Here is a 12,819-nt window from a genome sequence, read left to right on the forward strand (position 1 = left end):
ATGCGCACCGGCCTGCGCGGGCATCCCTTCAGCGGAGGTCTCGGGGGTCGAGGGGGAGGTTCGTGTGCACGGTCCGGCTTCGCCCGGGTGGCTGCTGGTCGCGCTCTGCGCGGCGACCGGGGCGTACTGCCTGCTGCGGATGCGCAGCACCGTCGAGGAGCAGCGCCGGGCCGCGGGCGGTGAGGCGCTGATGGGCTTCGGCATGGCCGCGATGGCCGTGCCCGCCGCCGTAGTCACCCCGCCGCGCTGGGCCTGGCTGATGTACACGGCCGTGTTCGGTGCGGCGGCGCTGCGCACGCTGTGGGCGGCCCGCACCGGATCGCATCATCTGCACCACCTGATGGGCGCGTTCTCCATGGCCTACATGGCTGCCACGATGGCCACCGCCCCTGTTCGGCACCACGGGGCCGGCGGCTCCGGAGTCCCGCTGCTGACGTCGACGCTGCTCGTCTACTTCACCGGGTACGTGCTGCTGTCCGGCGTCCGTCTGGTGTCCCTGCCCGTCCCGGCCGACGGCGGCGGGAGCCGGACGGCGTCGCTCGGCTGGGGCGACCGGCCCGAACTGGCGCACGCCTGCCGACTGTCCATGGGCATCGCGACGGTCGCCATGCTGATCACGCTCTGACTGTACGAAACCGTGGTCTGCGTCACTTTGCCGCGGCGGACCGTAGGTCTGAGCACCACCCCGCTCATAGGCTGCACCCATGATGGTCCCCGCGGCACTGCTGCTGCTCGGCGCGCTGACCGCCGTCGTCGCCCCGCGGCTGCTCGCCCGCGCGGACTGGCCGGACCGCGAACCGGTGGTCGCCCTGTGGGTGTGGCAGTGCGTGGTGGCCGCCGTCCTGATGTGCTGCGCGCTGTCGATGACACTGAGCGCGGCGACCGCCTGGCAGGCCGTGCGCGGCCATGTGTTCGCCCCGGCGCCGCACGAGGTCGTGGAGGCCTACGTCCTCGGCGCCTCCCGGCCCTGGGCCGCGACGACGGCCGTCGCGCTCGCATGTGGCGGGCTGTGGACCGCGGCGATGCTCGTCCGTGAGGTCGTGAGGGCACGCGGGCGGCGCAGGCTGCGGCGTACCGAACTCCTCGTCCGCGCCCCGCTGTTGCCCGGCGAGGAACCGGGCCCCGACCGGCTCGTGGTCCTGGAGGGCGAGCGCGCCGACGCCTGGTGGCTGTCCGGCACCACACCCGGGCTCGTCGTCACCACGGCCGCGCTGCGCCGCCTCAAGGGACGTCAGCTGGACGCCGTACTCGCCCACGAGCAGGGGCACGCGAGGGCCCGCCACGACTGGCTGCTGCACTGCTCGGGCGCGCTGGCCAACGGGTTTCCGCAGGTCCCCGTCTTCGCCTCGTTCCGGGGCGAGATGCACCGGCTGGTCGAACTCGCCGCCGACGACATGGCGTCCCGCCGATTCGGCCGGCTGACGACCGCCCTCGCCCTGGTCGAACTCAACGAGGACCGGGGCGTGTTCGGCCCGTCCCCGACCCCGCAGGCCCATCTCCCGCTGCGGGTGCACCGGTTGCTGACCGCACCGGACCGGTTGACGGCGGGCCGGAGGCTTCGGCTGACGGCGGCTGCGGCCCTCGTGCCGGTGATCCCGGTGCTGGTCGCGTTCGCACCGGGGCTGCGGGCGCTCGGGTAGCGCGCCGCCGTACACCTCGGCTGGCCTCCCGCCCGGTGCGTCGGCGAGGATCGCCTCATGCGCACCCCCCACCTCGCCCCCCGGCTCCGGCGCCCGGTCCCCCACCCGGCCGTCCGCCTCATCGTCCCCCTGGCCCTCTCCTCCGTGCTCCTGCTGACCCTGGTCGCGATCGACTGGCATCCGCTGATCACCCTCGACGGCGACATCGCGCGCGCCACCCATCGCTGGGCGGTCGACGAACCCGGGCTCACGCACGCCTTCCGGATCCTGACGGACTGGGTCTGGGACCCGCTGACGATGCGCCTGCTGGTCGCGGCCGTCGCGGTGTGGCTGGTGTGGCGGCACTCCGCGTGGTGGCTCGCGCTATGGCTGGTGGTCGCCTGCGCACTGGGCACGATGCTCCAGCAGGGCCTGAAGGCCGCGGTCGGCCGCGCCCGTCCGGTCTGGCCGGACCCTGTCGACTCCGCGCACTACGCGGCCTTCCCCTCCGGTCACGCCATGACCGCCACTGTGGTGGGCGGCCTCCTGTTGTGGCTGCTGCGTCGGTACGGCGCCGGAACCGTCGTGTGGCGCACGGCGGTCGCCGTGGCGTCGGTGTCGGTCGTGGGCGTCGGCCTGACCCGGATCTGGCTCGGCGTCCACTGGCCGTCGGACGTGCTCGGCGGATGGCTCCTCGGGGCCCTCGTGGTGGCGCTGGCAGTGGTGTCGTACGAGCGGTTCGAGTCGGCGCCCGAACCGCGCTGACCTCGCTGTTCACGCCTCCACTTGCGGACGGTCCCATTCAGCCCCGATCACCCCGGACCCGTACATACGATCGACGACGGCTGCGGGACACACCCGTCCGCGCCATCGCGGGAAGTCGACAGCAGGGGGAAACTTGTCCAGTATTTCGAGACGTTCGCTGCTGGGTTACTCGGGGACGGCCGCGGCGGGCGCCGCCCTGGGGACGGCGACACAGGCGGAGGCGGCGGAGGACGATCCCACCGCGATGCCCGAGTTCCCGTACAACACCGAGTTCAGCGGCGACACCAACATCCCCAACCCCGAGTACAGCGAGCCCGACGGGCATGTGAGCCTCTCGTTCAAGGTGAGCTGCTCGACGAGCGGCGCCGCCCGGCCGAACCATATCGACCCCATCGACATCGCGAACGCGCTCAACGCCTACCTCGAATCGCGTGGTTGGCCGCCCATGACGTTCTACGGCACCCCGGTGCCCGCACCCCTGAACTGACGTTCGTCACGGCGGCCTCGCGCCGGACGCCTCCCCGGGTAGGGTCCAGCGCATGGCTGCCGTGCTGTTCGACTTCTCCGGGACCCTCTTCCGTATCGAGTCCACCGAGTCCTGGCTGCGCGCCGTGCTGGCCGAGCGCGGTCTCGCCCTGCCGGATCCCGAAGTGGCGGTGTCGGCGAGGGCGCTGGAGGCGGCGGGGGCACTGCCGGGCGGGGCCTCGCCGGAGCGGCTGCCGGAGGAGTTGGCCGCCGTGTGGGCCAGTCGTGACCGGAGCGCGGAGCTGCACAGAGCCGCGTACACCGGGCTCGCCCGGCAAGTGCCGCTTCCCGACCCGGCGTTGTACGACGCGCTGTACGAGCGGCACATGACGCCGGCCGCCTGGACCGCGTACGACGATGCCGTCGAGGTGCTGGGCGCGCTGCGGGAGCGTGGGATCTCCGTCGGGGTGGTCAGCAACATCGGCTGGGACCTGCGTCCCGTCTTCCGGGAGCACGGGCTGGACCCTTACGTCGACGCGTACGTCCTGTCGTACGAGCACGGCATCCAGAAGCCGGACCCGCGCCTGTTCAAGGTGGCCTGCGACGCGCTCGCCGTGGCCCCGCACGAGGTGCTCATGGTCGGCGACGACCGGCACGCGGACGGGGGCGCGGCGGCTCTGGGATGCGCGGTGCACTTTGTGGACCATCTGCCGGTGGCGCGACGGCCGGACGGTCTGCGACCGGTGCTGGACCTGATCGGCTGAGGCCGCGCTCCGGGACGGGCACGCCCGTCTGAGGTGATCCCCCGCGTCACCCCAGACAGGCGGCCGCCCGAAACCGCCCGCACGGAGCGGCTCCGGCTGCGTCGACCCTTGCCAACTGACAAAATGTCAACGCAGAAGTAACAGCATGTCCCCACGCGGCGCCTCGGTCAATGAGGAATCACTGCTGTCCCCTGATACGGGCGTCCCGCTGGGCACCGAGATGCCCAGCGGGACGCGTCTCAAGGGTCTGCGGGCGACCGACGTCAGTCGAAGTAGTCCGGCTGCGTCTGGACGTTCAGCTCGCGCACTCGTACCTTCTTCGCCGGATCCGTGCGCCTGTCGTCGAGCTTCAGGACGTCGAAGCCCTTGGCGATGTCGTTCGAGTAGATGTAGCCGTTGTAGTAGTACGCCGACCAGGGGCCGGCGGTCGTGACGCGGTCGGTGGTCACCGGGCCGCGCTCGAAGTAGGCGATCTCCTTGGGCTTCGCGGAGTTGGTGAAGTCCCAGACGGAGACACCGCCCTGGTACCAGGCCTGGACCATGATGTCCTTGCCCTTGACCGGGATCAGCGATCCGTTGTGGGCCACGCAGACCTCGGTGTCCGCCTGGTAGCGGGGGATCTTGAAGTAACTCTTGAAGACGAGCTTGCGCTTGTCACCCTTGCCAACGATGTCGTAGATGCCGTCGGCCCCACGGTTCGGCCCGATCTGCGCGTTGCAGGTGGCCGCGCCGCCGCCGCCCAACTCATCGGTGAAGACGACCTTGTTGGCCTTCTGGTTGAAGGTCGCCGAGTGCCAGAAGGCGAAGTTGACGTTGTCCTGGACCTGGTCGATGACCTTCGGGTGCTCCGGGTCCTTGATGGAGAACAGGATGCCGTCGCCCATGCAGGCGCCCGCCGCGAGGTCCTTGGAGGGCAGCACGGTGATGTCGTGGCAGCCGGTCGTCTTGGAGACGCCCGGGTTGGTGGGCGAGCCGGGGTTGCCGCCGCCGTCGGGGCCCTCACCGGGGAACAGCACCGGGAAGCCGACAACCGCCGCCTTCTCCGGGGCGTTTCGTGGCACCTTGATGATCGAGATGCCGTCGTGCGGCGGCTGGCAGTCGGGGAAGGCGGCGCTCGGCGAGTACGAGGAGACGTAGATGTAGACGTTCTTGCGTTCGGGCACCAGGGTGTTGGTGTGCGAGCCGCAGGCGGTCTCCACGGCGGCGACGTACTTCGGGTTCGCCTTGTCCGTGATGTCGAAGATCTTCATACCCTCCCACGACGACTTCTCGGTCGCGGGCTGCGAGACGCTGTTGCAACTGCTGTCGCTGCGCGAGGAGTCGGTGGACAGGAAGAGCAGGTTCCCGGAGACGGAGATGTCGTTCTGGCCGCCGGGGCACAGCACCTGGGAGACGGTCTTGGGTGCCTTCGGGTTGCTGATGTCGAAGACGCGGAAGCCGTCGTAGTTGCCGGAGAAGGCGTACTTCCCCTGGAAGGCGAGGTCCGAATTGGTGCCGGGCAGCGCGTCCTTGGGGATGTTGGTGAGGTGCGTGATGTTGTCGGAGTGGACTATCTCGTCCACCCCGGGTATCTCACCCTCGGCCAGGGCTTCCCTGACCTGGGTCTGCACGCTCTTGGAGATCTTCTCCGGCACCGTCGGACCGTCCCCCGGGTCGGGGGTCGCGACTGCGGGGCCGGCGGTCAGCAGAGCGGCCAGGAGTCCGGCCGCTGCGGCGGCAACTCCCAGGTGTCTGTGCCGCCTTCGGGGATCATTCAACAGGGTCACTGCATCCTCCCTGATAGCCGTTCGGGTCAGAACGGTTCACGGTCCTCCGAAGTATCGTCTTCATCATGCACCGATCAAAAGGGAGCAACGTACTTGTAATGAAAGTTTCTGATCACCGGCGAATGGAAGCGTGCTAGGACGGAAACAGCACTCACGAGGTGCGCCCGTACTCACGAGGTGTCCGTCAACCCATCCGACACTGGAGGCTGTTGTGCCCGTCCGCCGCGCGTCCCGCACCTTTCGCCCGGTCCTGGCCGTGCTCGCGCTCACCCTCGCACTCGGTGCCTGCGACTCGGACTCGTCTCCCGCCGCGGATGCCAAGTCCGCGAAGGAGACCGGCCCTTCGGTGATCGCGCCCGGCCTGCCGGGCGAGGCGGCCCAGACGCTCTCCCCGGAGGAGGCGAAGGCGCAACTGCCGGACGACTCGCCCAACTCGGCGGACATCTCGTACGCCCGCAGGATGATCGAGCACCACGCCCAGGCGATCGAGATCACCGAACTCGTTCCGAAACGCGCCGAGTCGACACCGGTGAAGCTGCTGGCCGAGCGCATCGCCGCCGCGCAGCGGCCCGAAATCTCCGCGATGCAGGGCTGGTTGAAGGACAACGGCAGCGACGACAAGCCCGCCGGTCACGAACACGAGGCGATGCCCGGCATGGCGACCGAGGCTCAGCTCGCCACGTTGCGCGCGGCGAAGGGGAAGGCGTTCGACGAGCTGTTCCTGACCTTGATGATCACGCATCACGAGGGAGCAGTCACGATGGCGACCGAAGTGAAGGGGCAGGGCAACAACGTCCGGATCGAGGAGATGGCCGACGACGTGATCGCGCAGCAGACGACCGAGATCAACAGGATGCGTGGAATGTAGACGGCACACGCCGAGTTGGGCAGAACTCCCCCGGGAACCCTTGCTCAGCGCCGGGCATGACGAGGCGTCAGGAATCCGGCATCGCGAGCCTGGGAGATCAGCCTGAGGGATCGGCGTCGGCTGTGCCCGGTCGCGCACATCACGGCGAGAACGGGGTCGGCGCCCTCTTCCTGGGCCGCCCGGTACTCCTCCGCGACCAGCCACCGCCCCTCGACACCACGCGGCCAGGCGGGTCGGGCACGGCGAGACCGCAGGCCCGCCTCGCCCTCCCCGGCCGCCGTGGGCCCGTCGCCGCACACCTCGAAGAGCGGCGCCTCGATCCAGTCCGCGAGCCCCGCCAGATCGTCGAGCGACAGCGCGGGCTGCGCCCGGACGTCCTCGATGGAGACGCCCGCGTCGCGGACCACGGCGAGTACGTCGACGTGGGCGCCGTCGGTGAAGGCGAGCCGGACCTCGAACCATGCCGTCGTCGCCGAACCCTCGTGCTCCTGCACTTCCCAGGCGGGCCGCACCGACACCGTGCCCTCCGTCGGGCAGCGACCGGAAAGATTAAGAAAGGATGTTTCCAGCACATACGGAACGTAACCGCATCATCACATTCCATACGAACGGACACGCGCGCCCGGCCCGTCCCGCACCCTGTCAGCGCAGCTCCGGGAGTGCGATCCTGAAGGTGTCAGCAACAGGGAGTTCCGCAGCGTCCCGCAGTGAGGGGTTCCGCCGTGTTGCGTGTCGCCGTCGTGGGTTCGGGTCCGAGCGGGGTCTACACCGCACAGAGCCTGGTCCAGCAGGATCCGGGGGTGCTGGTCGACGTCCTCGACCGGCTGCCGGCGCCGTACGGCCTGGTGCGGTACGGCGTGGCGCCGGACCACGAGAAGATCAAGTCGCTGCAGAACAACCTGCGCACGGTCCTGGAGCACGACCGGGTGCGTTTCCTGGGCGGGGTCCGGATCGGCCGCGGCCCCGGCGAGCTGCCCGGCGCCCGGCTGCGGGAGCTCTACCACGCGGTGGTCTACTGCGTCGGCGCGGCCACCGACCGCCACCTGGGGATTCCCGGCGAGGAGCTGCCGGGCAGCTGGTCGGCGACCCAGTTCGTGTCCTGGTACAGCGCCCATCCGGACGCCGTCGACGACGGTTTCGTCAGCGGGGCGCGCTCCGCCGTGGTCATCGGCGTCGGGAACGTGGCGGTGGACGTGGCCCGGATGCTGGCGCGCGGCCCGGCCGAGCTGAGCCCCACCGACATTCCGCAGGCGGCGCTCACCGCGCTGACCGCGAGCCGGGTGACCGACATCCACATGGTGGGCCGGCGCGGCCCCTCGCAGGCCCGCTTCACCACGAAGGAGTTGCGCGAGCTGGGCTCCCTGCCGGACACCCAGGTCGTCGTGGACGAGACCGAGTTGGCGCTCGATCCGGCGTACGCCGATCCGTCGGCCCTGCCCGCCGTGCAGCGCCGCAACGTGGAGGCACTGCACGGCTGGGCGGACGCTCCGGCCGCGGGTGCCGACCGCCGCATCCGGCTGCGTTTCTTCCGCCGTCCGGTCGAGCTGCTCGCCGCCGGTGGCCGGGTGGGCGCGGTGCGTTTCGAGCGGACGGTGCCGGACGGGGCCGGCGGTGTGACGGGCACCGGGCGGTACGAGGACATCGAGGCGCAGCTCGTCCTCCGTTCGGTCGGCTATCGCGGGGTCCCGCTCGACGGGCTGCCGTTCGACGCGGCCCAGGGCACCGTGCCGCACCTCGCGGGCCGCGTCCTGCGCGACGGCAGCCCCTCCCCGGGCGAGTACGTGGCCGGCTGGATCAAGCGCGGCCCGACCGGCGTCATCGGCACCAACCGGCCCTGCGCCAAGGAGACGGCGACCTCCCTGCTCGCGGACGCCGCCGTGCTCCTACGCCAGGAGAGGCCCGAGGACCCATTGACCGCACTGCGCGCGGAGGGGTTGCGGCCGGTCGGATGGGCGGGCTGGCAGGCCATCGAGCGGGCCGAGGCGGACCTGGGCGCCACCCTGGGGCGGGGCGTCGTGAAGCTCCCCGACTGGGACTCGTTGCTGGCGGCGGCACGGGCAACGGACGTCTGACCTGGCCCTGGCGGCATCAGAAGCACCTCGTTGGGCATGACACACATCGGCAACAGGCCAGACATCAACAAACTGTTCAATCCCCTTACGGTCTCGTCCTGTCCGCCGCTCCCCCGTCACGCCCGAACACCCCCCGCCGCTCCTGGAGTGCCCATGGCCCCCACCGCACCCCCATCCGTGCATCCCGTCGACGAGATCCCACCCGTACGCCATCTCGCCGCCTTCGGTCTGCAGCACGTGCTCGCGATGTACGCGGGCGCCGTGGCCGTCCCCCTGATCGTCGGCGGCGCGATGAAGCTGTCGCCCGCCGATCTGGCGTATCTGATCACCGCGGACCTGCTGGTGTGCGGGATCGCGACGCTCATCCAGTGCGTGGGTTTCTGGCGCTTCGGTGTCCGGCTGCCGATCATGCAGGGGTGCACCTTCGCGGCGGTGTCGCCGATGGTCCTCATCGGTACGACGGGCGGCGGGCTCCCCGCGATCTACGGCTCGGTGATCGTCGCGGGGCTCGCGATCGTCTTGCTCGCGCCGGTGTTCGGACGGTTGCTGCGGTTCTTCCCGCCGCTGGTGACCGGCACGGTGATCCTGATCATCGGGCTGTCGTTGCTGCCGGTGGCCGGCAACTGGGCGGCCGGTGGGGTGGGTTCGGCGGATTTCGGTGAGCCGAAGAACCTGGCGCTGGCCGCGTTCGTGCTGGTCGTGGTGCTCGGTGTGCAGCGGTTCGCGCCGGTTTTCCTGAGCCGGATCGCGGTGCTGATCGGCATCGTGGTGGGGCTGGCCGTGGCGATCCCCCTCGGGTTCACGGACTTCGCCGGGGTCGGGGACGCCGACTGGGTCGGCATCAGCACTCCGTTCCACTTCGGGGCGCCCACCTTCGAGGCGTCGGCGATCGTCTCCATGCTGGTGGTGGCGCTGGTGACGATGACCGAGACGACCGGCGACCTGATCGCGGTCGGCGAGATGACCGGCCGGAAGGTCGAGCCGCGCTCCCTCGCGGACGGGCTGCGGGCCGACGGTTTCTCCACCGTTCTCGGCGGCGTCTTCAACACCTTCCCGTACACGGCGTACGCGCAGAACGTCGGCCTCGTCGGGATGACCCGGGTACGCAGCCGCTGGGTCGTGGCGACCGCCGGCGGCATCCTCGTACTGCTCGGTCTGCTGCCCAAGCTGGGCGCGGTCGTCGCGGCCGTGCCGGCGCCTGTGCTGGGCGGAGCGGGCCTGGTGATGTTCGGGACGGTCGCCGCGAGCGGGGTGCGCACGCTGGCCCGGGTAGAGTTCGGGGACAACCACAACCTGACGGTCGTGGCCGTCTCGGTGGCCGTGGGCATGCTGCCGGTCGGCGTGCCGACGGTGTACGCGAAGTTCCCCGACTGGTTCCAGACGGTGATGAACAGCGGCATCAGCGCCGGCTGTCTGACCGCGATCGTACTCAACCTGCTCTTCAACCACCTTGCGGGGAAGGGGGGTTCAGTCGGCGGTGACTCGGTCGAGGCGGTCGGCCTGCCGGGCGGCGGCGGACAGGAGACTGTCGAGAAGTCCCGGGAAGAGGTCGTCTAGGTCGTCCCGGCGCAGGCCGTTCATCTTGGCCGTGCCCCGGTAGACCTGCCGGATCACCCCGCTCTCGCGCAGCACCCGGAAGTGGTGCGTGGTCGTGGACTTGGTGACCGGCAGCACGAAGTGCGAACAGGAGAGCTCGTCGCCGGTGGCGGCGAGCTCTCGTACGACCTGGAGGCGCATCGGGTCGGAGAGGGCGTGGAGCACGCCCTCCAGCCGGATCTCCTCGCGCACCGGGTGCGGAAGGTCACGGCTGCTGGTGCCGGGGGCTGCGGTGATCACGGCGGCTCCGCTTCGTCTTGGGACGTTCATTGTACGAGAACTCTCGTAGTTTGACATTCGCCTTACTACGATGTCTATCGTACGAGTCGTCCAGTGACCTCGTGACGTACGACGAGACGAAGGGAGTCCGCCGTGAGCGCGCTCTTCGAGCCCTACCGCCTCCGCGACCTGACCATCCCCAACCGTGTGTGGATGCCCCCGATGTGCCAGTACTCGGCGGCGCCCCAGGGTCCGGAGACCGGCGCTCCGAACGACTGGCACTTCGCGCACTACGCGGCGCGGGCAGCCGGCGGCACCGGCCTGATCGTCGTCGAGGCCACGGCCGTCAGCCCCGAGGGCCGGATCACCCCGTACGACCTGGGCATCTGGAACGACACACAGGTCGAGGCGTTCCGCCGGATCACCCGCTTCCTGGTGTCGCAGGGCACCGTGCCGGGAATCCAGCTCGCGCACGCCGGCCGCAAGGCCTCCACCGGCCTGCCCTGGCAGGGCGGCGCCCCGCTCGGCCCGGACGCGCACGGCTGGCAGCCGGTCGGTGCGAGCGCACTGCCGTTCAACGAGGAGCACCCGGTCCCGACCGAGTTGACGGTCGATCAGATCCGGGAAGTCGTCGGCCGGTTCGCAGACGCGGCCCGTCGGGCGCTCGACGCGGGCTTCGAGGTCGCCGAGATCCACGGCGCGCACGGCTATCTGATCAACGGTTTCCTGTCCCCGCACTCCAACCACCGCACCGACGCCTACGGCGGCTCGTACGAGAACCGGGTCCGCTTCGCGCTCGAAGTCGTCGACGCCGTACGGGAGGTGTGGCCCGAGGACAGGCCGCTGTTCTTCCGTGTCTCGGCGACCGACTGGCTGGCGGACGGCGGCTGGAGCGCCGACGACACCGTCCGTTTCGCCGCCGAACTCCATGCCCACGGCGTGGACCTCCTCGACGTCTCGACCGGCGGCAACGCCTCCGGCGTACGCATTCCGACCGGCCCGGGCTACCAAGTCCCCTTCGCCGCCCGGGTGAAGGCCGAGACCTCGCTGCCCGTCGCCGCCGTGGGGATGATCACCGACGCCGAACAGGCCGAGAAGATCCTGTCCAACGGCGAGGCCGACGCGGTGCTCCTCGGCCGTGAGCTGCTGCGCAACCCGTCGTGGGCCCGGCACGCCGCCCGTGAACTCGGCGGCGAGGTGCGTGTGCCGGACCAGTACCACCGGTCCGTCTGAAGCCCCGCACCGCACGTCACGGTGACTGCCGTCGACCCGGGATCAGTTCGTCCTGAACCAGGACGCGGGAACGGCGGCGGCCAGCGTCCGGTACCCCTCGGGGTTCAGATGCAGCCAGTCCCCGTCGTGCAGGTCCGGGCGCAGCCGGCCCGGATCGGCCGGATCGCGTACCGCCCGGTCGAAGTCGACGACGGCGTCGAAAGCGCCTCCGGCGCGGATCCAGTCGTTCACGGCCTGCCGGGTCGCTTCGCGCAGGCCCGCGGGATCGTCGTACGGCGTGTTGCCGCGGAAGGGCGTCAGGGTGGCGCCGTAGACGCGGATGCCCTGGGCATGCGCGCGGACGACGATCTGCCGGTAGGCGGCGACCAGGGCGTCGGTGACGCGCTGTTGGGCGGCCGGTGTGGCCTCGGCGGTGCCGATGTCGTTGACGCCCTCGAAGACGATCAGCCAGGAGACCCCGCTGTGCGCCAGGACGTCCCGGTCTAGCCGGGCGAGGGCGTTGGGGCCGAGGCCGTCGTTGAGGACCCGGTTGCCACCCGCGGCCTGATTGAGGACGGCGATGCGCTTGCCGCCCGGAAGGCCTCTGAGCCGGTCCAGGAGCTGGTCGGGCCAGCGGTTGTTGCCGTTGGTGGTGGAGCCCCGGCCGTCGGACAGCGAGTCGCCCAGCACGGCGACGGCACGCGTGGCCCGCCCGGAGAGCACCTCGACGTCACTGAGCAGGTACCAGTGGTTGACCGGGGTGGCCCCGGTCAGATCCTGCTCGCCCGTGCCGTCTCCGGTGCGCAGGTACGACGTGGTGCGCGAGCCCGGGTGCGAGGTGAGCGCGAGCGAGGCCTGGCCGCCGGCGAGGTACGTCGTCACGGTCAGGTTGGTCGCGGGGCGCAGCCCGAAGTCCAGCGGGTCGGAGACGACCTGTGCTCCGGCGGGGACCGTGGTGGACCGGCGTCCGTCGAACGTCACCTCCCGCAGGGTGCCGGGTTCGACCGCGCTCACCCCGGCCCGGCCGTCCAGCGGAAGGGCGACCGTCACGGCCGTCAGCGGCAGTGGGGTGGTGCCGAAGGCGTTGGAGAAGCGCAGTCTGATGCGCTCGCCGCCGGTGGAGACGCGCACGGTCTGGCGCAGGGTGGTGTCGACGAGGACGGCACGTTCCCCGGTGAAGGGCGCGGGCGGCATGTTGCCGGGCTCGGTGAGCTGCGGCATCGACGTCCAGGTGTTGACCCAGTGCGGGGCGGACCGGGCCGGTTCGGCGACCGTCGGCGGCGGGCTTTTGACCAGGGCCACCACGGCGGAGGACGCCACGACCAGGGCCAGCACGAACACACAGGTGGCGACCGCGTAGGCGAGCGCCGCTCTGGCGGACGGCCACTGGGGCCGGGGCGACTGCGTGGGGCGGAGCGACTTCACGGGCCGGGTGCCTTCCTCTGTCCGGATCCGGACGTCTCCCTCGGATCC

General features: G+C 70.7%; 13 protein-coding genes. 9 read left to right on the forward strand and 4 right to left on the reverse strand.

Annotated features, from left to right (window positions below):
- Nucleotides 1-64: 64 nt before the first annotated feature.
- The 5 genes from OHN74_RS03720 to OHN74_RS03740 all read left to right on the forward strand — a co-directional run bounded on the left by OHN74_RS03720 (nt 65) and on the right by OHN74_RS03740 (nt 3,613).
- Nucleotides 65-625, forward strand: coding sequence for a DUF5134 domain-containing protein (locus OHN74_RS03720; protein WP_327693067.1), 561 nt, complete (start codon nt 65-67; stop codon nt 623-625).
- 79 nt (nt 626-704) lie between these two features.
- Nucleotides 705-1,640, forward strand: a complete 936-nt coding sequence (locus tag OHN74_RS03725; protein WP_327693068.1) for a M56 family metallopeptidase — start codon at nt 705-707, stop codon at nt 1,638-1,640.
- A gap of 57 nt (nt 1,641-1,697) precedes the next feature.
- On the forward strand, nt 1,698-2,384 hold the full coding sequence (locus OHN74_RS03730; RefSeq protein WP_327693069.1) for a phosphatase PAP2 family protein: 687 nt from the start codon (nt 1,698-1,700) through the stop codon (nt 2,382-2,384).
- A gap of 133 nt (nt 2,385-2,517) precedes the next feature.
- Nucleotides 2,518-2,871, forward strand: coding sequence for a twin-arginine translocation signal domain-containing protein (locus OHN74_RS03735; RefSeq protein WP_327693070.1), 354 nt, complete (start codon nt 2,518-2,520; stop codon nt 2,869-2,871).
- Nucleotides 2,872-2,923: 52 nt separating this feature from the next.
- Nucleotides 2,924-3,613, forward strand: a complete 690-nt coding sequence (locus tag OHN74_RS03740) for an HAD family hydrolase (protein WP_327693071.1) — start codon at nt 2,924-2,926, stop codon at nt 3,611-3,613.
- 263 nt (nt 3,614-3,876) lie between these two features.
- On the opposite strand, the gene OHN74_RS03745 is transcribed toward OHN74_RS03740, so the two are convergent.
- Nucleotides 3,877-5,379, reverse strand: a complete 1,503-nt coding sequence (locus tag OHN74_RS03745) for an LVIVD repeat-containing protein (protein ID WP_327693072.1) — start codon at nt 5,377-5,379, stop codon at nt 3,877-3,879.
- A 211-nt stretch (nt 5,380-5,590) separates the two neighbouring features.
- Here OHN74_RS03745 and OHN74_RS03750 point away from each other — a divergent pair, with 211 nt between their 5' ends.
- Nucleotides 5,591-6,247, forward strand: coding sequence for a DUF305 domain-containing protein (locus OHN74_RS03750; protein WP_327693073.1), 657 nt, complete (start codon nt 5,591-5,593; stop codon nt 6,245-6,247).
- Between the two features lie 44 nt (nt 6,248-6,291).
- Here OHN74_RS03750 and OHN74_RS03755 read toward each other — a convergent pair whose 3' ends face one another.
- Entirely contained in the window at nt 6,292-6,765 is a 474-nt protein-coding gene (locus OHN74_RS03755; protein ID WP_327693074.1) for a DUF6214 family protein, read from the reverse strand.
- A 204-nt stretch (nt 6,766-6,969) separates the two neighbouring features.
- Between OHN74_RS03755 and OHN74_RS03760 the strand changes: the two genes are divergently transcribed.
- Nucleotides 6,970-8,319 (forward strand): FAD-dependent oxidoreductase, encoded by a 1,350-nt coding sequence (locus OHN74_RS03760; protein WP_327693075.1) that lies wholly within the window; start codon nt 6,970-6,972, stop codon nt 8,317-8,319.
- Between the two features lie 153 nt (nt 8,320-8,472).
- Nucleotides 8,473-9,876: a nucleobase:cation symporter-2 family protein gene (locus OHN74_RS03765; RefSeq protein WP_327693076.1), complete on the forward strand. Its 1,404-nt coding sequence runs from the start codon at nt 8,473-8,475 to the stop codon at nt 9,874-9,876.
- Here OHN74_RS03765 and OHN74_RS03770 read toward each other — a convergent pair.
- Complete coding sequence (locus tag OHN74_RS03770) at nt 9,787-10,155, reverse strand: ArsR/SmtB family transcription factor (protein ID WP_327693077.1); 369 nt, start codon at nt 10,153-10,155, stop codon at nt 9,787-9,789. The two genes, OHN74_RS03765 and OHN74_RS03770, sit on opposite strands and share 90 nt — an antisense overlap.
- A gap of 132 nt (nt 10,156-10,287) precedes the next feature.
- Here OHN74_RS03770 and OHN74_RS03775 point away from each other — a divergent pair, with 132 nt between their 5' ends.
- Complete coding sequence (locus OHN74_RS03775) at nt 10,288-11,367, forward strand: NADH:flavin oxidoreductase/NADH oxidase (protein WP_327693078.1); 1,080 nt, start codon at nt 10,288-10,290, stop codon at nt 11,365-11,367.
- 42 nt (nt 11,368-11,409) lie between these two features.
- Here the strand turns inward: OHN74_RS03775 and OHN74_RS03780 are convergent, their stop codons facing one another.
- Nucleotides 11,410-12,687 carry an SGNH/GDSL hydrolase family protein gene (locus OHN74_RS03780; RefSeq protein ID WP_443060536.1) on the reverse strand — a complete coding sequence of 426 codons (1,278 nt, stop codon included), beginning with the start codon at nt 12,685-12,687 and terminating at the stop codon, nt 11,410-11,412.
- Between the last annotated feature and the right edge of the window lie 132 nt (nt 12,688-12,819).

It is taken from the genome of Streptomyces sp. NBC_00459 (assembly GCF_036013955.1).
Taxonomy (GTDB): domain Bacteria; phylum Actinomycetota; class Actinomycetes; order Streptomycetales; family Streptomycetaceae; genus Streptomyces.